The sequence below is a fragment of the Variovorax sp. J2P1-31 genome (assembly GCF_030317215.1).
Taxonomy (GTDB): Bacteria; Pseudomonadota; Gammaproteobacteria; order Burkholderiales; family Burkholderiaceae_C; genus Variovorax.
Genome location: NZ_JASZYA010000002.1, coordinates 332373 through 352686, shown reverse-complemented (window position 1 = coordinate 352686; position 20314 = coordinate 332373). Strand labels below are relative to the sequence as shown.

Annotated in this window: 18 protein-coding genes; 2 read left to right on the top strand and 16 right to left on the bottom strand. The window is 71.0% G+C overall.

Annotation, left to right across the window (positions count from 1 at the left end; translation table 11 throughout):
* Positions 1-19 precede the first annotated feature (19 nt).
* The 14 genes from QTI20_RS12760 to QTI20_RS12695 form a co-directional block, all read right to left on the bottom strand.
* Positions 20-1207, bottom strand: coding sequence for an acyl-CoA dehydrogenase family protein (locus QTI20_RS12760; protein ID WP_286551335.1), 1188 nt, complete (start codon positions 1205-1207; stop codon positions 20-22).
* Positions 1208-1286: 79 nt separating this feature from the next.
* Positions 1287-2279 (bottom strand): Bug family tripartite tricarboxylate transporter substrate binding protein, encoded by a 993-nt coding sequence (locus tag QTI20_RS12755; RefSeq protein WP_286551334.1) that lies wholly within the window; start codon positions 2277-2279, stop codon positions 1287-1289.
* A gap of 35 nt (positions 2280-2314) precedes the next feature.
* Positions 2315-3292: an NAD(P)H-dependent flavin oxidoreductase gene (locus QTI20_RS12750; RefSeq protein WP_286551332.1), complete on the bottom strand. Its 978-nt coding sequence runs from the start codon at positions 3290-3292 to the stop codon at positions 2315-2317.
* A 75-nt stretch (positions 3293-3367) separates the two neighbouring features.
* A complete protein-coding gene (locus tag QTI20_RS12745) occupies positions 3368-4960 on the bottom strand; it encodes an AMP-binding protein (RefSeq protein WP_286551330.1) in 1593 nt (530 codons plus the stop codon).
* A complete protein-coding gene (locus QTI20_RS12740; RefSeq protein WP_286551327.1) occupies positions 4923-5957 on the bottom strand; it encodes an acyl-CoA dehydrogenase family protein in 1035 nt (344 codons plus the stop codon). The genes QTI20_RS12745 and QTI20_RS12740 overlap by 38 nt, the downstream gene beginning before the upstream one ends.
* Positions 5954-7114, bottom strand: coding sequence for an acyl-CoA dehydrogenase family protein (locus QTI20_RS12735; RefSeq protein ID WP_286551325.1), 1161 nt, complete (start codon positions 7112-7114; stop codon positions 5954-5956). The genes QTI20_RS12740 and QTI20_RS12735 overlap by 4 nt, the downstream gene beginning before the upstream one ends.
* A gap of 19 nt (positions 7115-7133) precedes the next feature.
* A complete protein-coding gene (locus QTI20_RS12730) occupies positions 7134-8597 on the bottom strand; it encodes an aldehyde dehydrogenase family protein (protein ID WP_286551324.1) in 1464 nt (487 codons plus the stop codon).
* Positions 8594-10153 (bottom strand): class I adenylate-forming enzyme family protein, encoded by a 1560-nt coding sequence (locus tag QTI20_RS12725; RefSeq protein WP_286551323.1) that lies wholly within the window; start codon positions 10151-10153, stop codon positions 8594-8596. Before QTI20_RS12725 ends, QTI20_RS12730 begins: the two co-directional genes overlap by 4 nt.
* Positions 10154-10160: 7 nt before the next feature.
* Positions 10161-10595 (bottom strand): Zn-ribbon domain-containing OB-fold protein, encoded by a 435-nt coding sequence (locus QTI20_RS12720; protein ID WP_183028981.1) that lies wholly within the window; start codon positions 10593-10595, stop codon positions 10161-10163.
* Positions 10596-10600: 5 nt separating this feature from the next.
* Positions 10601-11767: a thiolase family protein gene (locus QTI20_RS12715; protein ID WP_183028982.1), complete on the bottom strand. Its 1167-nt coding sequence runs from the start codon at positions 11765-11767 to the stop codon at positions 10601-10603.
* A gap of 3 nt (positions 11768-11770) precedes the next feature.
* Entirely contained in the window at positions 11771-12565 is a 795-nt protein-coding gene (locus QTI20_RS12710; protein ID WP_183028983.1) for an enoyl-CoA hydratase/isomerase family protein, read from the bottom strand.
* 18 nt (positions 12566-12583) lie between these two features.
* Entirely contained in the window at positions 12584-13387 is an 804-nt protein-coding gene (locus tag QTI20_RS12705; RefSeq protein WP_286551320.1) for an ABC transporter ATP-binding protein, read from the bottom strand.
* Complete coding sequence (locus tag QTI20_RS12700) at positions 13387-14241, bottom strand: ABC transporter permease (protein ID WP_286551318.1); 855 nt, start codon at positions 14239-14241, stop codon at positions 13387-13389. The genes QTI20_RS12705 and QTI20_RS12700 overlap by 1 nt, the downstream gene beginning before the upstream one ends.
* On the bottom strand, positions 14238-15239 hold the full coding sequence (locus QTI20_RS12695; RefSeq protein ID WP_286551317.1) for an ABC transporter substrate-binding protein: 1002 nt from the start codon (positions 15237-15239) through the stop codon (positions 14238-14240). The genes QTI20_RS12700 and QTI20_RS12695 overlap by 4 nt, the downstream gene beginning before the upstream one ends.
* A 219-nt stretch (positions 15240-15458) precedes the next feature.
* Between QTI20_RS12695 and QTI20_RS12690 the strand changes: the two genes are divergently transcribed.
* Positions 15459-16364: a LysR family transcriptional regulator gene (locus QTI20_RS12690; protein ID WP_183028986.1), complete on the top strand. Its 906-nt coding sequence runs from the start codon at positions 15459-15461 to the stop codon at positions 16362-16364.
* A 76-nt stretch (positions 16365-16440) separates the two neighbouring features.
* On the opposite strand, the gene argC is transcribed toward QTI20_RS12690, so the two are convergent.
* Positions 16441-17355 carry an N-acetyl-gamma-glutamyl-phosphate reductase gene (argC, locus tag QTI20_RS12685; protein ID WP_286551314.1) on the bottom strand — a complete coding sequence of 305 codons (915 nt, stop codon included), beginning with the start codon at positions 17353-17355 and terminating at the stop codon, positions 16441-16443.
* A gap of 82 nt (positions 17356-17437) precedes the next feature.
* Here argC and QTI20_RS12680 point away from each other — a divergent pair, with 82 nt between their 5' ends.
* The gene (locus QTI20_RS12680) at positions 17438-18325 is read left to right on the top strand and encodes a LysR family transcriptional regulator (RefSeq protein ID WP_286551313.1); all 888 of its coding nucleotides are present in this window, start codon (positions 17438-17440) and stop codon (positions 18323-18325) included.
* Between the two features lie 67 nt (positions 18326-18392).
* Here the strand turns inward: QTI20_RS12680 and glmS are convergent, their stop codons facing one another.
* A complete protein-coding gene (gene glmS / locus QTI20_RS12675) occupies positions 18393-20273 on the bottom strand; it encodes a glutamine--fructose-6-phosphate transaminase (isomerizing) (RefSeq protein WP_286551312.1) in 1881 nt (626 codons plus the stop codon).
* Positions 20274-20314: the final 41 nt, after the last annotated feature.

Below are 20314 nucleotides of genomic sequence, written 5' to 3'. Positions count from 1 at the left end.
CCTCCACCTCCTCCATGGCTCACAGGCCCAGCATCGTCTTCGCGATGATCCCGCGCTGCACTTCATTGGAGCCACCGAAGATCGACAGCTTGCGGTTGTTGAGGTATTGCGCGGAGGCGGTGGCGGCCTCGGGCGGGCTGCCGTCGAGTGCCAGCGCATCGGCCAGCTGTGCCTGGGCGCGCGGCCCGACCGCGCGGCGGATCAGCGACGACAGCTCCTGGCGGATCTCGCTGCCCAGCACCTTGAGCGCCGAGCTCTGCACGCCAGGCGAGCCGCCCGCGGCCACGGCGGCGGTGACGCGCAGGCTGGTGGTCTTGAGGTTCTCCAGCGCGATCTCGACCCGCGCCATGCGGGCTGCGAAGAGCGGGTCCTGGTCGAGGGGGCGGCCCTGGCGCTGCACGCGCGCCGCCACCGTCTTCAACCGCTGCAGCGCCGCCACGCAGAAGCCGATGCCGGCGTTGCGCTCGTGCGTGAGCAGGTACTTGGCGCAGGTCCAGCCCTCGTTCTCCTCGCCCACCAGGTTCTCCAGCGGCACGCGCACGTCGGTGAAGAACACCTCGTTGACCTCGTGTTCGCCGTCCAGCGTGAGGATGGGCCGCACCTCCACCCCGGGCGACTTCATGTCGATCAGCAGGAAGCTGATGCCGCGCTGGGGGCGCGCCTCCGTCGAAGTACGGACCAGGCAGAAGATCATGTCGGCATGCTGCGCGAGCGTGGTCCAGGTCTTCTGGCCGTTGACGAGGTAGTGTTCGCCCCGCGCGTCGGTGGTGCGCACGGCGCGGGTGCGCAGCGCGGCCAGGTCCGAGCCGGCGCCGGGCTCGGAATAGCCCTGGCACCACCAGTCGCTGCCGTCGAGGATGCGCGGGAGCCAGTGCGCCTTCTGCGCCGGCGTGCCGTAGCGGATCAGCACCGGCCCCAGCATGATCAGGCCGAAGGGCAAGGTGCGCGGCGCATCGGCCAGCGCGCATTCGTACTCGAAGATGAAGCGCTCGACCGCGGTCCAGCCCGGCCCGCCATGCTCGCGCGGCCAGTGGCTCGCGAGCCAGCCGCGCGACTGCAGGATCGCGTGCCACTGCACCATCTCGGCCTTGGTCAGCGTGCGGCCCTCGGCCACGCGGGTGCGCAGCGCGGCCGGCAGCTGCGTGGCGAGGAAGGCGCGCACCTCGGCGCGGAAGGCCTCTTCGGCGGCGGTGAAATCGAGGTCCATCGTCAGCGGACCTCGTGCGTGCGGCCGATGAACGCAGTGAGGGTGGTGAAGGCTTCGCGCATGGTGCGGGTGCTCCTGGTCATTCCAGCGCGATGCCGCCGATGCTCTGGATCAGCTTGCCCCAGAGCACGGTGTCCTCGCGCACCGTGCGGGCGAAGCGCGCCGGGTCGGGGTCGCCGACCTCGTAGCCGATCTGGGCCAGCGCGGCGCGCATGTCCTCGGTCTTCATCACGGCCGCGAAGTCGGCCATCAGCGTCGCGACCAGCGGCTTGGGCATGTTCGCCGGGCCGAAGATGCCCAGCCAGCCGACCAGCGGGCCGAGCGTGGGATAGCCGGCCTCGGGGAAGTTGGGAATCGCGGGGAAGGCCGCGACGCGGCCGGTGCCGGTGATCGCCAGCCCGCGCAGCCGGCTGCCGGGCTGCAGGAAGGCGGCCGAGGAGCCGATGTCGCACATCACGGCGCTCAGCTGGCCGCCGATCAGGTCGTTGATCGCGGCCGCGCAGCCCTTGTAGGGCACGTGCACCAGGTCCACGCCGGCCGCATGCTTGAGGGCCTCGCCGATCAGGTGGCCCAGCGTGCCGTTGCCATAGGAGCCGTAGCTCATGCGGCCCGGCCGGGCCTTGGCCGCGGCCACGAACTCGCCGAGGGTCCTGGCGGGGTTGTCGGCATTGACCAGCATCACCAGCGGCGTGACGCCGATCTGCGCGATCGGCGTGAGGTCCTTCGTGGCGTCGTAGGGCAGCTTCTTCATCAGGTGCGGCAGCACGGTGATGGTGGAGCCGGCCGCGAGGATCAGCGAGCTGCCGTCGGGCGCGGAGCGCACGATGTTGTCCACGCCCAGCACGCCCGAGGCGCCCGGCCGGTTCTCCACGATCACGGGCTGGCCCAGGGCCGGTGCCACCTTGGTCCCGAGCCGGCGCGCGATGGTGTCGATGCCGCCGCCGGGCGGCACGGTGACCACGATGCGGCCGGGTTTGCTGAGCGTGGGCGCGGCCTGCGCCCAGGCCAGCGGCTGCAGCGCCACCGTGGCCAGCGCGCACAGCGCGGCCCGAATCCAAAGATGCTTGCTCATGCTTGTCTCCTTTTGTTGTGGGTCTCGAATTCGATTCAGGCCGTGGCACGCGGGCGGCCCAGCCCCTCGCCGAGCGCGGCGGCGTACTCGGCCGCCAGGCGGTCGATCAGCGCCGCGGCCGGCTGCACGCGGTCGATCGCGCCGATGCCCTGGCCGCAGCCCCAGACGTCCTTCCAGGCCTTGGGCTTGATGCGGCCGGTGCCCAGGTTCATCGCGCCCGGATCGCCGGCCGCAAGCTGGTTGGGGTCGAGGCCGGCCGCGACGATCGAGGGGCGCAGGTAGTTGCCGTGCACGCCGGTGAAGAGGTTGGTGTGCACCACGTCGCGGGCCGTGCTGTCGACGATCATCTTCTTGTAGGCCGCCGCGGCGTTGGCCTCCTCGGTGGCGATGAAGGCCGAGCCCATGTAGGCCAGGTCGGCGCCCATGGCGCGCGCCGCCAGGATCGACCGTCCGCTGGCGATCGCGCCCGACAGCACCAGCGGGCCGTCGAACCACTGGCGGATCTCCTGCACCAGCGCGAAGGGCGACTGCGTGCCCGCATGGCCGCCGGCGCCGGCCGCCACCGCGATCAGGCCGTCGGCGCCCTTCTCGATCGCCTTGCGCGCGAAGGCGTTGTCGATCACGTCGTGCAGCACGATGCCGCCGTAGGCATGGACCGCCTCGTTCACCTCGGGCCGCGCGCCCAGCGAGGTGATCACGATCGGCACCTTGAAGCGCGCGCAGACCTCGAGGTCCTGCTGCAGCCGGTCGTTCGTGCGGTGCACGATCTGGTTGACCGCGAAGGGCGCGGCCGGCCGATCCGGATGGGCGCGGTCGTGCGCGGCGAGCGCGTTAGTGATCTGCTGCAGCCAGTGGGCGAGTTCTTCCTGCGGCCGCGCGTTGAGCGCCGGGAAGGAACCGACGATGCCGGCCTTGCACTGGGCGATCACCAGTTCGGGGTTCGAGATGATGAACAGCGGCGAGGCGATCACCGGCAACCGCAACCGCTCGGAAAGGATCGGGGGAAGGCGCATGCGTGGACTCCTGGAGGCGATGGGCGGGCACACCGGCGGCGCACGTCCCGCGGGACGCGCCTCGACGGTGGGGCTTCAGATGCGGCGCGTCTGGTCGCGCCAGTAGGGTTCGCGCAGCAGGCGCTTGAAGATCTTGCCGGTGTCCTCGCGCGGCAGCGCGGCATGGAAGTCGATGGTGCGCGGCACCTTGAAGTTGGCGATGCGCTCGCGCAGGAAGGCCTGGATGCGGGCCGCATCGAGCTCGGCGCCGGGCCGCAGCTGCACCGCGGCCGCCACGCCCTCGCCGAACTCCTCGTCGGGGATGCCGAACACCGCACAGTCGGCCACGCCGGGCATGCCCTGCAGCACGGCCTCGACCTCGGCCGGATAGATGTTCACGCCGCCCGAGATGATCATGTCGGTGCGCCGGTCGCAGATGTAGAGGAAGCCGCGCTCGTCGAGATAACCCACGTCGCCCAGCGCGACCAGGCCGTCCTGTTCCATCGCGTCGCGCGCCGCCTGGTTGTTGACGTAGGTGAAGTCGGGCAAAGCGGGCTGGCGCACGTGGATCGCGCCCACCTGGCCCGGGGGCAGCGCGCGGCCCGCCTCGTCGACGATGCGCAGCCGCGCCGGCCCCAGCGCCTGGCCGACCGAGCCCGGGTTGGCCAGCCAGGTGGGCGAATCGATGAAGGTCACGTAGCCGGTCTCGCTGGCGCCGTAGGCCTCGGTGATGACCGGGCCGAACCAGTCGATCATGCGGCGCTTGACCTCGGGCGGACAGGGCGAGCCGGTGGAGGCCACATGGCGCAGCGTGGCCACGCTGAAGCGCGCGCGCTCGGCCTCGCCCAGCGCCAGCAGCCGGCGGTACATGGTGGGCACCAGGTAGGCATGGGTGACCGCATGGCGCTCGATCAGCTCGAGCGTGCGCAGCGCATCGAAGGCGGGTTCGAGGACCAGCGTCGCACCCGCGTCGCAGGCCTGCACCAGGTACATGGTGGAGGCGCTGTGGTAGATCGGCGCGCACAGCATGGCGGTGACCCCGGGCGCCATGCCCGAGGCGATGCGGCCGATGCGGCGCGACTCCAGCTCGAGCGCATCGCGCAGTTCGGGCGCCAGCGCCAGCCGGCGCACGCCCTTGGGCTTGCCGGTGGTGCCCGAGGTGTATTGCACCGAGCCGAAATGCAGCCGCGGGCGCGGCGCCATCGGCGGCACGCCGACGCCGAAACCGTCCCAGCGCGCGGCCCGGCCCGACACGTCGGGCAGCGGCTGCGCCGGATCGGCCGGCACCGCCACCAGCGCAACCCCGGCCGGCACGCCGGCCAGCACCTGCGCGAGCAGGTCGTCGTGCACGAACAGCATCGCGGCGCCGCTGTCCTCGAGCATGAAGGCGGCCTCGGGCGGCTTGCAGTGCCAGTTGAGCGAGACGAAGTAGACGCCGGCCCGGCGGCAGGCCAGGATCAGCGCCGCATAGGCCGGGCTGTTGCGCATCATCACGGCCACCGTCTGGCCATGCGCCACGCCCGCGGCCTCGAGGCCGGCGCAGAGGCGCTCGACCTCGGCCTCCATCCATTCGGGCGTGAAGGTGCGGCCGGAAAAAACGATCGTGGGGTAGCTCATCTCGGTTGTCTCCTGTTGTTCTTCTCGTTCGTTCTCAGCGGCCTTGAAGCGCCGCCAGCGCCGCGCCCGCATGGCGCGCGCCGACGGTCATGGCGCGGCGCAGGCAGAGGCCCGCGTCGTGCTCGTCGGCAAAGCCGATCGCGCCATGGAATTGCACCACCTCCTGCGTGACGCGCAACGCGGCCGCGGACGCGCGCTGCACCGCGGCCGCCGCGGCCCAGGCCGCGCGCGCGGTGCCGGCGGCGCGCGCGGCCTCGTGCACCAGCGCCCGGGTGGCGGTGACGTCCACATGGCAGTCGGTGGCGCGGTGCTGCAGCGCCTGGAAGCTGCCGATCGGCACACCGAACTGGCGTCGCAGCCGCAGGTAGTCGAGCGCCAGGCGCAAGGCCGCGTCCATCAGGCCGCAGAGGTAGGCCGCATCGCCCAGCCAGGCGAGCTGCCGGCCGCGCGCCCAGGCTGCTTCGCCCACCGCGCCCGACAACAGGCATGGCGCATCGGCCCAGGCCGCGGGCTCGATGGCCAGGTCGGCCAGGCGGCTGCCGTCCACCGCGTGGCGCACGCGCAGGGCGATGCCGAGGGCGGCCGGGTCGAGCCCTCGCGCCTCGAAGTCGGCGCCCTGCCCGCTCGCGACCAGCCACTGCGCCGCCGCATCGCCCTCGGGCACCAGCGAGGCCGTGCGCGTGCCGTCTGCGCCGCGCTCGGCCTGCGCCAGCGCGACATGGAGCGTGCCCTCGATCAGCGCCTGCAGCGTGGGCGCGGCGGCGTCGCCGCCCTCGGCCAGCACCGCGGCCGCCGCCATGCCCGCCGTGAGTGGCGGCATGAGCAGCGCGCGCCCGGCTTCCTCGGCGACCACGCAGAGCGCCGGCGCGCCGAGTTCCAGGCCGCCCGCCGCCTCGGGCACCGCGATGCAGAGCCAGCCGAGTCCGGCGATGGCCTTCCACGCATCGGCCTCCCATGCAGGCCCGCCTTCGTGCACGCGGCGCGCGGCGCCCGGTCCGCCGTGCGAGGCCGCGAAGTCGGCGGCGCTCTCGGCAATCATGCGCAGGGGTGCGCTCGCTTCGGCGTTCATGGCTTGGCTCCGGCGACCGGCAGGCCCAGCACCCGCGTCGCGATGATGTTGCGTTGCACTTCGCTGCTGCCGCCGTAGATGCCCAGGCGGCGCGCCTGCAGGAACATCTCGGTGGCATCGAGCAGGTCGGCACCGTGGCGGGTGGCGTCGCGCAGCGCGGCGGCCGGGCCCGCGACCTGCCGCACCAGCTCGAGCAGCCGGTGCACGGTGTCGGTGGCCAGCAGCTTGAGGTAGGAGCTGTCGGCCGCGAGGCCCTGCGCCGCCGCTTCGGCGGCTTCGAGATACGCCGCGACCAGCGTCTCGACCTCCACCTCGGCCAGCGCCACGGCCTCGTGCACGCCGGGCGGCACGCGCTCCGCGGGCGTGGCGCGCAGCATCATGCGCAGCCGCTCCAGCGCCCGCAGCGCCTGCGCGGGCGCGCCGATGCGCAAGCGCTCCTCGCTGAGCACGGCGGTCGCCACCTGCCAGCCCTTGTCGATCTCGCCGACCACGTTCTCCAGCGGCACCATCACCTCGTCGAGGAAGACCTCGGCGAACTCCTCGTCGCCCGCGATGGTGCGGATCGGCCGGCGCCGGATGCCCGGTGTCTTCATGTCGATCAGCACGAAGGTGATGCCGTGCTGCGGCTTGCCGCTGCTGGCGGTGCGCACCAGCGCGAACATCCAGTCGGCGTGGTGGCCCCAGGTGGTCCAGATCTTGTGGCCATTGATGACCAGGGTGTCGCCGCGCACTTCGGCGCGGGTGCGCAGGCTGGCCAGGTCGGAGCCCGAACCCGGCTCGGAATAGCCCTGGCACCAGATCGCGTCGCCCGCGAGGATCGGCCCCAGGTGGCGCTGCTGCTGCGCGGGCGTGCCGCGCGCGATCAGCATCGGGCCGATGTGGTTCAGGCCCTGGGTCGGGAAGTCGGGCGTGCCGGCGCGCGCCATCTCCTCCATCAGGATCACCTGCTGCACCGGGCTCGCGCCCATGCCGCCGTGCGTGCGCGGCCAGTGCGGCGCGATCCAGCCGCGCTGCGACAGCGCGCGGTACCAGGGCATGCCCTCGGCGGGCAGCGGACGGAAGGTCTTGTGGCGCAAGGCCTCGGGCACGTGGGCCGCGAGCCAGTCGCGCACCTCGTGGCGGAAGGCCGCGTCGGCGGCCGATTCGGGTCTGAGCATGGTGGCAATCGCGGCCGCCTCAGAGGCTGCCGATCTCCTGGTAGACGTGTTTGATCTCGAGGAAGTCGTGCATGCCCTCGGCCCCATGGAGCCGGCCGAAACCGCTCTCCTTGTAGCCGCCGACCTCGGCTTCCGCGAACAGCTTGTTGTGGGCGTTGATCCACACGGTGCCGCAACGGATCTCGCGCGCGATGCGCTGGGCACGCGCGCTGTCGCGCGACCACACGCTCGCGCCCAGCCCGAAGCGGGTGGCGTTGGCCAGCGCGACCGCGCCGCGGTCGTCGTCGAAGGCCTCGAGCGTCATCAGCGGAGCGAAGTGCTCGTCCTGCACCGCCGGGCACTGCGGGTCGTCGACCTCCACCAGCGTGGGCGACACGAAGGCGCCGTGCGCGGGCAGGTCCGCCACCGGGCCGCCGCGCACCACCAGGCGATGGCGCGCGCCCAGTTGCTCGACCAGGCCCAGGATGCGGTCGCGGTTCGCGCGATCGATCACCGCGCCCATGCGGCTGTCGGGCAGCTGCCCCGGGCCGACGCGGAAGTCGCGCATCGCCGCCGCCATCGCATCGCGGAAGTCGCCAAGCAGGCGGCGCTGCACCAGGATCCGGCTCGCGGCCGTGCACTGCTGGCCCGACAGGATGGTGCCGGCCGCGAGGATCTCGCGCACCGCCAGGCCCAGGTCGGCGTCGTCGCAGACCACGCAGGGCGCCTTGCCGCCGAGCTCGAGCGACAGCCGCTTGAGCTGCGGCGCGGCGGCCGCCATGATGGCCTTGCCGACGGCCGTGCTGCCGGTGTAGCTCAGCACGTCGACGCCGGGCGCGGTGACGAAGGCCTGCGCCGCCTCGCTGCCGGCCTCGTGCACGATGTTGACGGTGCCGGGCGGCAGGCCCTCGGTCTCGGCCAGGCGCTGCGCCACGCGGTGCATGAACAGCGCGGCCTGCGGCGCCGCCTTGACGACCACGGTGCAGCCGGCCGCCAGCGCCGGTGCCAGCGAGCGCACGAACAGGATCAGCGGCGCGTTCCAGGGCACGATGATCGCCACCACGCCCGCGGCCTCGTGCGTGATCAGCGAGCGCACGCCCGGCGCGGGCTCGAGCACGCGGCCGGCCGCGCTGCGCGCCATGCCCGCGTAGTAGCGCAGTTCGGAGGCCGCGCCCTCGACCTCGCCGGCCGACTCGCGCAGCACCTTGCCGTTCTCCAGCGTGAGCAGCAGCGCGAGCGGTGCCGCGTCGGCCGCCAGCCGGTTCGCCATGTCGAGCAGCACCTGGGCGCGCAGCCGCGGGCTGTGGCGCCAGGGCGTGGTCTCGAAGGCCTGGCGCGCGGCGTCGATCGCGGCCCGGGCCTCGACCGCGCCGCCGGCCGGCGCATGGCCGACCAGCGTGCCGTCGGCCGGGTTGGTCGATGCGAAGGACGGGCCCGCGGGCAGCCACTGGCCGCCGATCCAGTGGGCGGCCTGCGTGTCCCAGCGCATGGCCTCGGCGCTCATGCCGGCACGCGCCGCGCGGGCTGCGGCGCCAGCCGCGCCAGCGCCATCTCGCGCAGCTCGGCCTTCATCACCTTGCCCACGCCGTTGCGCGGCAGCGCGTCGACGAAGAACACGTGCTTGGGCTTCTTGTAGCTGGCGATGCGCGAGCGGGTGTGCTCCTGCACCGCCTCCACGCTCAGCGCGCGGCCCGGGTGGCGTTCGATGAAGGCCACCACGGCCTCGCCGAAGATCTCGTCGGGCACGCCCACCACCGCCGCATCGGCCACGTCGTCGTGCTCGACCAGCACCTGCTCGACTTCCTTGGTGTAGATGTTGAAGCCGCCGCTGAGCACCATGTCCTTCTTGCGGTCGACGATGTAGAGGTAGCCGTCGGCGTCGAAGCGGCCCATGTCGCCGGTGTGGATCCAGCCGTCGATGATGGTCGCGGCCGTGGCCTCGGGCCGGCCGAAGTAGCCCTTCATGGTGGTGAAGCGGCCGGCCTCGCCCGAGCGCACCAGGATCTCGCCCACGTCGTCGACCGACACCTGCTGGCCCTTGTCGTCGACCAGCTTGACCTGCACGCCGGGCGTGACGCGGCCGACCGAGGCGGGATGGGTGAACTGCTCCTCGTGGCCCAGCACCGTGACCGAGCCGACCTCGGTCATCGCGAAGAAGGAATGCAGCCGCGCCTGCGGCAGGTAACCGATCATCCGGCGCTTGAGTTCGACCGGGAAGGCCTCGCCGGTGACGATGATGTGGCGCAGGCTCGCGCAGCGCGCGGCCTGCCCGGCCAGCACCGGCATCAGCATGCGCGCCACGGTGGGCACCATGCCGGCCGCGCTGACCTGCTCGCGCTCGATGGTGTCGACCGCGGCCTGCGCGTCGAAGCGCTCCATCACCACCAGCTTGGAGCCCAGGCACATCGAGTTCATGAGCCGCGCCAGCCCGGTGCGGTGCGCGAGCGGCGTGGTCACGAGGAACACGTCGTCGGCCGTCACGCCCCACTCCACCGCGTTGATGAAGGCGTTGCCGATCACGAAGTTGGCGTGGGTCAGGATCGCGCCCTTGGGCTTGCCGGTGGTGCCCGAGGTGTAGAGGATCATCGCGTCGTCGGGCGACAGCGCGAGCTCGGGCAGGCGTTCGTCGGAATGGGTGCGCAGCGTCTCGAAGGACTCGGCGCCCGCCACCGCGCCGCCCACGGCCACGCGGCGGATGCCCTGCAGTTCGCTCGCCAGCGCATCGATGGCCGGCGCGCTCTCGGCATGGAACACCAGCACGCGCGCCTGGCTGTCCTGCGCGAAATACACCAGTTCGCGCGGCGTGTTGCGGGTGTTGACCGGGATCACGATCGCGCCGACCGAAAAGGCCGCGTACATGATCTGCACGAACTCGATGCAGTTGGGCAGGTACACGACGATGCGGTCGCCCTGCACCACGCCGGCGCGCCGCAGGCCGGCCGCCAGCGAGCGCGCGCTCGACAGCAGCTCGCCGTAGCTCAGCCGCTGGGCGCCGACGACGACGGCCGGCTTCGAGGGCGTGCGCAGCGCATGCGCCGCCATGAAGTGTTCGAGACGCATGACGTTCCTAGGCCAGTTCGAAGGCCGGGTAGGCCTGCTCGGGCGTCAGCTGGTCGATCGCCAGCCGGACCCGCTTGCCGATCGCCAGGTCGCTTGGCGCGCAGCGCAGCACGTTGGCGATGATGCGCACGCCCTCGTCGAGTTCGACCGTGGCCACGCACAGCGGGATGCGGCCTTCGACGCCCGGGCCCGGAATGCGCACCACGGTGCAGGCGTAGATGGTGCCGGTGCCGGCGACCTCGCGCCACTCGAGCGTGCGGCGCCCGGTGAAGCCGCTGACCGGCTTGGGGTAGTGCTGGAAACGCTTGGCGACGGTGCAGTACTGCAGCACCAGCTTGCCCTGGGCAATGCCGTCCCAGAAGGGCTTGCTGTCGACGTAGACGCCCTGCCGGGGCACGGGACGGACCGGCGCGGCCGGCGTGGTGGGGGTGGTATCGCTCATGTTCTTCATGCCTCCAGGACCATGGCCGAACTGGTGCCCCAGTTGCGGCCGTAAGGGATCACGCCGATGCCGGTGACCAGCGCGTTGCGCGGGTCGGGCACCTGGCGGCTGCCGCCTTCGCCGAACATCTGCCGCACGGCTTCGGCCAGGTTGAGGCCGCCGCTGGCCAGGCCGGGCTGGCCGGCCGAGATCTGGCCGCCGCCGGTGTTGAGCGGCAGCTCGCCGTTGAAGGACAGGTCGGTGCGCAGCGTGTAGGCTGAGCCTTCGCCGCGCTCGCAGAAGCCGAAGGCCTCGAACTGCATCATCACGGCGATGGTGAAGTCGTCGTAGGGCTGGAACATGCGCACGTCCTTGGGCGCGAGGCCGGCCTTGCGCAGCACCTCGGGGCCGATCCTGGTGAAGCCCGACTGCGTGATGTCGGCCAGCGGGTCGCTGCCGTTGAAGTTGGTGACCTCGCCGTAGGCCACGGGGTAGACCATCTTCTTCAGGCCCAGGCGCCTGGCGTTCTCCTCGGTCGTGACGATGAAGGCGTTGGCGCCGTCGCAGAACATCACGCTGTCGAGCACGCGCAGCGGGTCGGAGATGACGCGCGACTTCAGGTACTCCTCCATCGTGAGTTCCTTCTGGAACTTCTTGTAGCCGTTGGGGTTGTGCAGCGCATGGGCGCGCTGGGTGATCGCGATCTTTCCCAGCGCCTCGGGGTCGAGGCCGTACTGGTGGATGTAGCGGCTCATCAGCAGGCCGAAGGTGGCGGGCGGGCCCTGCACGCCGGGCGGGTCCTGGAACTCGCTGCGGTAGGCGCCGTAGTTGGAGCGCCAGTCGGAGCTGGGCGCGTCGGACGACATCACGACCGCCAGCTTGCACATGCCGTCGCGGATGGCCGACATGGCGCGCGCCACGCCGCCGGTGGCCGAGCAGCCGCCGATGCCGCCGTAGTTGAGCCAGGTCGGCGTGATGCCCAGCGCCTCGGTCATGTAGACCGCGAAGAAGGGGTTCTGCGCCTCCGACAGCGCGGTGGTGACCGACAGGCCGTCGATCTCGCTCCGGTCGATGCCGGTGCGCTCCAGCAGCTGGTCGAGCGCTTCACCCGCCAGGTCGTAGGCGCTGCGGCCGGTCTTGAAATCGATGGCGGTCTCGGCGTAGCCGCCGATCACGATGTCTCTTTTCTTCATCTCTCACTCTCCTCGGAAACCAGGGGCGCGCTTCTCGCGGAAGGCGCTCAGGCCTTCCTTGCGGTCCTGGGTGAAATACAACATGAAGGACACGTCGCCTTCGGCGGCCATGCCCTCGGCCAGCGGCAGGTCCATGCCGCGGTCGATCACGGACTTGGTGAACATCACCGACAGCGGCGCGTTGCCGGCGATGGTGCGGGCCAGCTCGCGCGCCTTCTCGATCGCCTGGCCGGCCTCGGTCACGTGGTTGACCAGCCGGTACTCGCGCGCCTCGGCCGCGCTGATGCGGCGGCCGGTCCACATCAGTTCCTTGGCCAGCGCGGGGCCGATCAGGCGCGGCAGCGTCTGCGTGCCGCCGCCGCCGGGCATCAGGCCCAGGCGGATCTCGGGCAGGCCGAACTTGGCGTTGGCGCCGGCCACGATCATGTCGCCCACCAGCGCCAGCTCGAGGCCGCCGCCGAGCGCGAAGCCCTCGATGGCGCTGATGACGGGCTTGCTGTAGCCGGGCAGCGAACGGAACAGCTCGTTGACCTTGCGCGCGCGCCGGCGCTTGCGATAGAAGTCGAAGTACTCGTTGTCGCCGATGGTGAATTCGCTGGTGTCGATGCCGGTGCAGAAGGCCTTGTCGCTGCCGCGCAGGATCACGGCGGCGATCTCGCGCTTCGACTCGGCCTCGCCCAGCGCGTCGAGGATCTCCTCGGCGGTGGTCTCGCGCAGCGAGTTCATTTTCTCGGGCCGGTGGAGGGTGACCTCCAGCCAGCCCTCCACCTGCTCGACGATGATGTCCTGGTAGCTCATGGGAAGTTTCGCTTTCTCTTAGTGCTCTGTGGTCGTGAATGAAGAGGGGTCGGCCTCGGCCGGGTCGTCGGTGTCGCCGCCGATGGCGCGCTCGATCTGCTGGTGCATGCGCGCCATGCAGGCCGCGTCCTGGCGCTGCGCGGCGCTCACCGACAGCTCGAGGCAGACCCGCGCCGGCGCGGCCAGCACCAGGATGCGGTCGGCGATCTCGAGCGCGTCCTCGATGCGGTGGGTGACGAAGACGCAGGTCTTGCGCTGCTCGCGCACGATCTCGGCGAAGTCGCGGCGCAGGGTCTGCGAGGTCACGTGGTCGAGCTGGCTGAAGGATTCGTCGAGCAGCACCAGCGCCGGATCGACCGCCAGGGCGCGCGCCAGCGACACCCGCTGCCGCATGCCTCCCGAGAGCTCGGCCGGGTACTTGTGGCCGGCATCGCCCAGCTTCACGCGCTGCAGCCATTGCGCGGCCCGTTCGCGGGCTTCGGCGCGCGGCCGGTTGAGCAGCAGCAGGCCCAGCTCGACGTTCTCCTGCGCGGTGCGCCAGGGCAGCAGCCGGTCGGTCTGGAAGCTCACGGCCAGCTTGCCGCGCAGCGCCACGAAGTCGCGGGCCGGGTCGGCGCCGGCCACGCGCACCGTGCCGTCGTCGGCCGAGGCCGTGCCCATGAGCAGCGACATCACGGTGCTCTTGCCGGCGCCGGTCTGGCCCAGCAGCGCCACGGTCTCGCCTTCGCGCACTTCCATCGACAGGTGGTCGATCGCGGTGTGGCTGCCGAAGCGCTTGCTGACGTCGCGCAGCTCGATCAGGGGGGTGGGGACGTTCGTCATCAGCGCACCTTCGCTTCCTTGCGCCAGCCGAGGAAACGCGCCTCGGCCAGGGTGGCGACCCACTGGATCACCAGGTTGAGAACCACCAGCAGCACGGTCCAGGCCAGCACCTGGTCGATGCGGAAGGTCGACTGCGCGAAGCTCATGCGCGAGCCGATGCCGAAGGCCGAGGCCACCAGTTCCGCGAAGATCACCATCCGGATCGCATAGCCGATCACCGACTTGGTGGTGAGGAAGATGTAGGGGACGATGTGCGGCGCCACCAGGTAGCGCAGCATCTGCCAGCGGCTGGGCCGGAAGCTCTCCAGCATGTCGACCCAGTCGGTGGACAGGGCGCGCACGCCTTCGTACACGTTGAGCGCATAGAAGGGCAGCAGGATCACGGTGAGGATGAAGAAGATCCGCGCCTCCGGGTCCTTGAACCAGAACACCGCCAGCAGCATCCACGACAGCGCGGGGATGCCGGTATCGACCACCACCAGGGCCTTCAGGTAGGGGCCGACCTTCTTCGAGGTGCCCATCAGCAGGCCGATCGCGACGCCGACGAAGGCCGAGAACACGATGGCCACGCAAAGCCGGCCCAGCGTGATCGCGACATGCAGCAGGTCGGTGCTCAGCAGCTGGCCCAGCGCCTTGGCGATCACCACCGGCGAGGGCATCACGTAGTCGGGCACGTACCAGCTGCCGATCTCCATCGCGGCGAAGATCAGCACCACCACCACGCAGAGCGCCTTGAGGTCGCTGCGGTCGCGCGGCTTCGGCGTCACGATGGCGGCGGTGGTCGGCGGCTTGCGCGCCGACACGGAGGGCGCGGGCTTGGCCGCGCCGGGGATCTGGATGTCGGCCTGTTTCATTCTGCGAAGAACCCGTTGTCGACCACCTTGGGCAGCGCGCCGTTGCGCACCAGGAACTCGTTGGCCGTGCGGATGCTGCGGCGGCCCTCCTCGGTCTGCATCGAGGTGTGCTTGAACTCCAGCCGCTTCGAGGCGATCGCGGTCTTGAGCACCTCCGGCGGGATGCCCGAGTTGGCGCCCGCGATGGCCACGGCCTCATCGGTCCTGCCGGTGATGCCGTCGATGCACTGAGCGAAGGCCTTGTTGAGCCGCGCCACCAGCGTCGGGTCGCGCGCGATGGCGTCCTTGCGCACCGCCACGCCGAAGTAGGGCAGGTCGAGGTTCACGCGGCGGCGGTATTCCTCGCCGGCGTTGTAGAGCACGCGCATGTCGGGCACGCGCGCCAGGCCGACCGAGACGTTGGGCTCCCAGGTCAGGCCGGCATCGGCGCGGTTGGCCATCACCAGCGTGACCGAGGCCGCGGGGTTGTCGACGTTCTGCACCACCGCGTGGCTCTCCAGGTCGATGCCCGCGAGCTCCTTGACCACGGCGCGCATCATCCGGTAAGTGCCGGTCGACTGCGGCGCCGCCAGGGTCTTGCCCTTGAGCGCCTGGATCGTCGCCGGGCCCTTGGCCTGGGTGATGATGTTGATCATGTTGCCGGTGGTCACCGAGCACACGTACTGCAGCGGCACGCCCGCGAGGTGGCGCGAGGCGAAGGTGTCCCAGCTGCCGATGCAGATGTCGTAGTTGCCCGCGACGAAGTCGTTGTAGTAGGTGGTGACCGCGGTGTACGAGGTGGGTTTGCCCAGCTGCAGGCCGTTGGCCTTGTCGAGCTCCTTGGCGACCATGTAGTCGGTCAGCAGGGTGGTGAAGCCGGGCGCGAGGTTGGCCCATTTGAGGGCCGGCTGGGCGGCCGCGGTGCGCGCGGCCAGCGTGCCCAGGCCCAGGACCGAGGCGGGTGCCCAGGCCGAGGCGGCCCGAAGCAGCGTCCGGCGCGACAGTGCGTGTCTGTTCATTGGCGTGTCTCCGTCTTGTGGTGAATCCGGGGCGCGGCCCCTGCACCAGGGGCCACGCGCTTTGTCTTGTTGTGGGCAAATGGTAGGAACGGGCCTGCGTTCCGAATAGGGTCAGAACTGGACCGGGCGTTCCAGCGGTGGAACGCACGAAGCCCCCACGGGCGGCGATGTCGACTACGCTCGGCGCCTGTTTCAGCACACGAGAGAGACACCCGGGCCATGGCCGACAAACTGGATCTGAATTCGCTTCGACTGTTCTATGACGTCGTGAACGCGCAGAGCATCACGCGCGCGGCGACGGAACTGGACATGCCCAAATCCACCATCAGCCGCAAGCTCACCCAACTCGAGCAGCAGGTGGGCACGGTGCTGCTGAAGAAGGGCCAGCGCCGCCTCACGACCACCGAGATCGGCGCGCGTTTCTACGAGCACTGCCGGCGCGTGGTCGACGAGGTCGAGCAGGCCGGCCTCGAGACGCTGCAGCTGCAGACCGCGATGCGCGGCGCGCTGCGGGTGAGCATCCCGATCGACTTCGGCGTGTCGTGGATCGGCAAGGCGATCGCCGAGTTCGTGCTGGCCTATCCGGAGCTGGAACTGGAGGTCGACGTGAACAGCCGCGCGGTCAATCCAAGGGAAGACCCCTACGACCTCACGATCCAGCTGGGGCCGCTCAAGGACACCGAACTGACCTACCGGCGCATCGCGACGATCACCCGCGGCGTCTACGCCAGCCCCGAATACCTCGAACGCCGCGGCGTGCCGCTGTCGGTGGACGAGCTGCACCGCCACGACTGCATCATCACCACGCAGCAGCGCGCGGACGGCATCTGGACGCTGCGCAACGAGGCCACGCACCGCTTCGCGCACATCGAGGGCAAGGTGGTGGTGAACAACATCTCGATCGCGCGCGAGATGGCCATCGGCCACGTGGGGCTCAGCATGCTGCCCAACGTGATGTGCGCCAACGACCTGCGCTCGGGCCGGCTGCGCCGGGTGCTCAAGGACTGGGAGAGCCCGTCGATGCACGCCACCGCCCTGGTGCTGAGCCGCAAGGGGATGCCCAGCAAGATCCGCGCGTTCCTGGACTTCATGTCCGACCGGCTGAGCCTGGACCAGAAAGGCTGACCGGCCACGGCCGCGCCTTCCGCGAGGCGCCGCCGATCGAGGCCTGCGCCGGAGTTCATCCGGGCAGCCCCTTCGTTCAAACCCCGGCCATCAGGCGCAGGTTCTGCACCGCCGCGCCCGCGGCGCCCTTGCCCAGGTTGTCCAGCACCGCGCTCAGCACGACCTGGCCCGTGCGCTCGTTCCATGTGACGGCCAGGCTCATGTCGTTGCTGCCGTTGTGGACCTGCGGGTCGCGTTCGGTGATCGGCGCGTCGGACGACAGCGGCAGCACGCGCACATGCGCCGCGTCGCGGTAGCGCTCGGCAAGGCATGCGTGGAGGCGCGCGCCCGACGCATCGGCAGGCAGCAGCCGCGCATGCAATGCGATGGTGAGCACGATGCCCTGGCGGTAGCTGCCATAGGCCGGCACGAACAGCGGCCGTTGCGTCAGGCCGGCATAGGCCTCGATCTCGGGCACATGCTTGTGCTCGAGCGCCAGGCCATAGACCTTGAACGAATGCGCGCCCTCCCCGGCCTCGTGCGCTTCCGCGCCGGCCCGGCCCTGGCCCGAGTAGCCCGAGACCGCGTGGATCACCAGCGGGTAGTCGGCGGGCAGCAGGCCCGCGTCCGTCAGCGGCCGCAGCAAGGCGATCGCGGCCGTGGGATAGCAGCCCGGATTCGTGACCCGCGCCGCCGAGGCGATGCGCCCGGCTTGCGCCGCATCGAGTTCGGGCAGGCCGTAGACCCAGCCCGGGCTGGTGCGGTGCGCCGAGCTGGCATCGATGACACGCACCCCGGGGTTCTCGATCATCGCCACCGCGTCGCGCGCCGCGGCATCGGGCAGGCAGAGGATGGCGATGTCGCAGGCGTTGAGCGCGGCCCGGCGGGCGGCCGCGTCCTTGCGCAGGGCCGCCGGCAAGGTGCGAATGCGGAATTCGCCACCCTGGAGCCGGTTCTGCAGGTCCAGGCCGGTGGTGCCCTGGTCGCCGTCGATGAAGAGAGTGAGGTCCATGGCGTGCGATGGTAGGCACGCAGCCGCGATGGCTCCAGCTAAATATCTGGAAGCTGAAATTAAGAAAAGTTAAATTAGCGCGATGCGTGAACTGAGCCTCGACCATCTGCGCACCCTGGTGGCCATCGCCGACCTCGGGTCGCTGGCCAATGCCGCGCGCGCCCTCCATCTCGCGGCCCCGACCGTCACCGTCCAGATCGCGGAGCTGGAGTCGCGCCTGGGCGGCCAGCTGCTCGTGCGCGGGCGGGGCCCCGCCCAGCCGACCGCCCTGGGCGAGGGCTTCATCGCGCGTGCGCGCCGGCTGCTGGCGGACGCCGACGATGCCGTGGAGGATGTGCGGCGCCAGCTCGCCGGCCAGACCGGCCGGGTGCGGGTGGGCGCCTCGACCGGCGCCATCGCGCACCTGCTGCCGCCCGCGCTCGAGCGCCTGGCGCGCCACCATCCGGGCATCGACGTCAACGTGCAGGTGCTGACCTCGAAGGACAGCATGGCCCGGCTCGCCGCGGGCAGCCTGGACCTGGCGGTGGTGGCGCTGCCGCAGGCGGCTGTGCGCGGCATCCATGTCACGCCCGTGCGGCGCGAGGCGGTCGTGGCCTTCCTGCCGGCGGAATGGAAGGCACCCCGGCGGCTGAGCCCGCAGTGGCTGGCCGAGCGGCCGCTGATCATGAACGACGCCTCCACCAGCCTCTACCGGCTGACCGCCGAATGGTTCTCCGCGGCGGGCGTCCATTGCCGGCCGCGCATCGAGCTCAACTACAACGACGCCATCCGGACCCTGGTCGCCGCCGGCTACGGCGCGGCCCTGCTGCCGCAGGAATCGCAGGAGCCCGCGCGCGATCCCCGCATCGCCGTGCGCCCACTGAGCCCGCCGCTGTGGCGGCAGCTGGGCCTGGCGGTCAGCGAGCGCGGCGCCAGCGGGCCGACGCGCTTCGTGCTGGCGGCGCTGCAGCCGGCCCCGGCGCGCAACTGACGCCCGGCGCCCGGTTCAGCGCAGCCGCTGGCGGAAGGCCTGCGACGCGCGCAGGAGGCCCGCCCCCTCACTCCACCGTCACACTCTTCGCAAGGTTGCGCGGCTTGTCGACATCGGTGCCGCGCGCGCAGGCCGTGTGATAGGCCAGCAATTGCAGCGGCACCACGTGCAGCAGCGGGCTCAGCGCGCCGTAGTGCTCGGGCATGCGGATCACGTGCAGGCCTTCGCTGCTCTCGATGCGCGCATCGCCGTCGGCCAGCACGTAGAGCACGCCGCCGCGGGCGCGCACTTCCTGCAGGTTGCTCTTGAGCTTCTCCAGCAGCGCGTCGTTGGGCGCCACCGCGACCACCGGCATCTCGCTGGTCACCAGCGCCAGCGGGCCGTGCTTGAGTTCGCCGGCGGCGTAGGCCTCGGCGTGGATGTAGGTCACTTCCTTGAGCTTGAGCGAGCCTTCGAGCGCGATCGGGTAGTGCAGGCCCCGGCCCAGGAACAGCGCGTTCTCCTTGCGGGCGAAGTCCTCGGCCCAGCTGATGATCTGCGGCTCCAGCGCCAGCACCGACTGCAGTGCGACCGGCAGGTGGCGCATCTCCTTGAGGTAGCGCGCCTCGTCGGCTTCGCTCAACCGGCCCTTGGCCTGCGCCAGCGCCAGGGTCAGCAGGAACAGGCCCGCGAGCTGCGTCGTGAAGGCCTTGGTCGAGGCCACGCCGATCTCGACGCCGGCGCGCGTGATGTAGGCCAGCTTGCACTCGCGCACCATCGCGCTGGTGGCGACGTTGCAGATGGTCAGCGTGTGTTCCATGCCGAGCGAGCGCGCGTGCTTGAGCGCGGCCAGCGTGTCGGCCGTCTCGCCGGACTGGGTGATGGTCACGACCAGGGTCTTCGGGTCGGGTACCGAATCGCGGTAGCGGTATTCGCTCGCGATCTCGACCTGGGTCGGGATCTTGGCGATGCCTTCGAGCCAGTACTTGGCGGTGCAGCCGCTGTAGTAGCTGGTGCCGCAGGCCAGGATCAGCACCTTGTCGATGGCCTGGAACACGCGGTGCGCGCTGGCGCCGGTGGCGCCGTCCTGGCCGACGCCGTCGAACAGCTCGGGCACGATGCCCTGCACGCCCTCGAGCGTGTCGCCGATGGCGCGCGGCTGCTCGAAGATCTCCTTCTGCATGTAATGGCGGTAGGGGCCGAGCTCGGCCGCGCCGCTGTGGGCCAGCACGGTGCGCACGGTGCGGCTGACCGCCTTGTGCTCGCGGTCGACGATCCAGTACTTGCCCGGCTGCAGGTCGACCACGTCGCCCTCCTCCAGGTAGACGATCTGGTCGGTCACGCCGGCCAGGGCCATGGCGTCGCTGGCCAGGAAGTTCTCGGCGCCGTCGGCGCCCACGCCCAGGATCAGCGGCGAGCCGGCGCGCGCGCCGACCACGCGGTGCGGCTCGTCGCGGCAGATGGCCGCGATCGCGTAGGCACCGTGCAGCTGGCGCACCGCGGCCTTGACCGCATCGAACAGGTCGCCGTCGTAGTGGCTGTCGATCAGGTGGGCGATGACCTCGGTGTCGGTCTGGCTCGAGAACACGTAGCCCTTGGCCTGCAGCGCGGCCCGCAGCACTTCATGGTTCTCGATGATGCCGTTGTGCACCAGCGCCACGCGCGGCGCCTTGGCGCTGTCGGCGTCTTCGCCCGGGCCGTAGCTGAAGTGCGGGTGGGCGTTGTGCACCGCCGGGGCGCCATGCGTGGCCCAGCGGGTGTGGGCGATGCCGGTCAGGCCTTCGACGCGGTCGTCGTGCACCTGGGTGACCAGGTCGGCGACGCGCGAGGTGGTGCGGGTGCGCGTCAGGTTGCCCGCATGGACGGCCACCCCGCAGGAGTCGTAACCGCGGTACTCGAGACGCTGAAGGCCCTGGACCAGGACGGGAACGATGTTGCGATGGGAGGCTGCGCCGACGATGCCGCACATGGGAAGGCCTTTGAATGGAGCTGGAAAGGCCGCGATCGTAG

Coding starts and splice junctions, on each gene's coding strand:
- QTI20_RS12760 (WP_286551335.1), bottom strand. CDS start 1,207: ATGGACCTCGATTTCACCGCCGCCGAAGAGGCCTTCCGCGCCGAGGTG.
- QTI20_RS12755 (WP_286551334.1), bottom strand. CDS start 2,279: ATGAGCAAGCATCTTTGGATTCGGGCCGCGCTGTGCGCGCTGGCCACG.
- QTI20_RS12750 (WP_286551332.1), bottom strand. CDS start 3,292: ATGCGCCTTCCCCCGATCCTTTCCGAGCGGTTGCGGTTGCCGGTGATC.
- QTI20_RS12745 (WP_286551330.1), bottom strand. CDS start 4,960: ATGCGGGCGCGGCGCTGGCGGCGCTTCAAGGCCGCTGAGAACGAACGA.
- QTI20_RS12740 (WP_286551327.1), bottom strand. CDS start 5,957: ATGAACGCCGAAGCGAGCGCACCCCTGCGCATGATTGCCGAGAGCGCC.
- QTI20_RS12735 (WP_286551325.1), bottom strand. CDS start 7,114: ATGCTCAGACCCGAATCGGCCGCCGACGCGGCCTTCCGCCACGAGGTG.
- QTI20_RS12730 (WP_286551324.1), bottom strand. CDS start 8,597: ATGAGCGCCGAGGCCATGCGCTGGGACACGCAGGCCGCCCACTGGATC.
- QTI20_RS12725 (WP_286551323.1), bottom strand. CDS start 10,153: ATGCGTCTCGAACACTTCATGGCGGCGCATGCGCTGCGCACGCCCTCG.
- QTI20_RS12720 (WP_183028981.1), bottom strand. CDS start 10,595: ATGAGCGATACCACCCCCACCACGCCGGCCGCGCCGGTCCGTCCCGTG.
- QTI20_RS12715 (WP_183028982.1), bottom strand. CDS start 11,767: ATGAAGAAAAGAGACATCGTGATCGGCGGCTACGCCGAGACCGCCATC.
- QTI20_RS12710 (WP_183028983.1), bottom strand. CDS start 12,565: ATGAGCTACCAGGACATCATCGTCGAGCAGGTGGAGGGCTGGCTGGAG.
- QTI20_RS12705 (WP_286551320.1), bottom strand. CDS start 13,387: ATGACGAACGTCCCCACCCCCCTGATCGAGCTGCGCGACGTCAGCAAG.
- QTI20_RS12700 (WP_286551318.1), bottom strand. CDS start 14,241: ATGAAACAGGCCGACATCCAGATCCCCGGCGCGGCCAAGCCCGCGCCC.
- QTI20_RS12695 (WP_286551317.1), bottom strand. CDS start 15,239: ATGAACAGACACGCACTGTCGCGCCGGACGCTGCTTCGGGCCGCCTCG.
- QTI20_RS12690 (WP_183028986.1), top strand. CDS start 15,459: ATGGCCGACAAACTGGATCTGAATTCGCTTCGACTGTTCTATGACGTC.
- argC (WP_286551314.1), bottom strand. CDS start 17,355: ATGGACCTCACTCTCTTCATCGACGGCGACCAGGGCACCACCGGCCTG.
- QTI20_RS12680 (WP_286551313.1), top strand. CDS start 17,438: ATGCGTGAACTGAGCCTCGACCATCTGCGCACCCTGGTGGCCATCGCC.
- glmS (WP_286551312.1), bottom strand. CDS start 20,273: ATGTGCGGCATCGTCGGCGCAGCCTCCCATCGCAACATCGTTCCCGTC.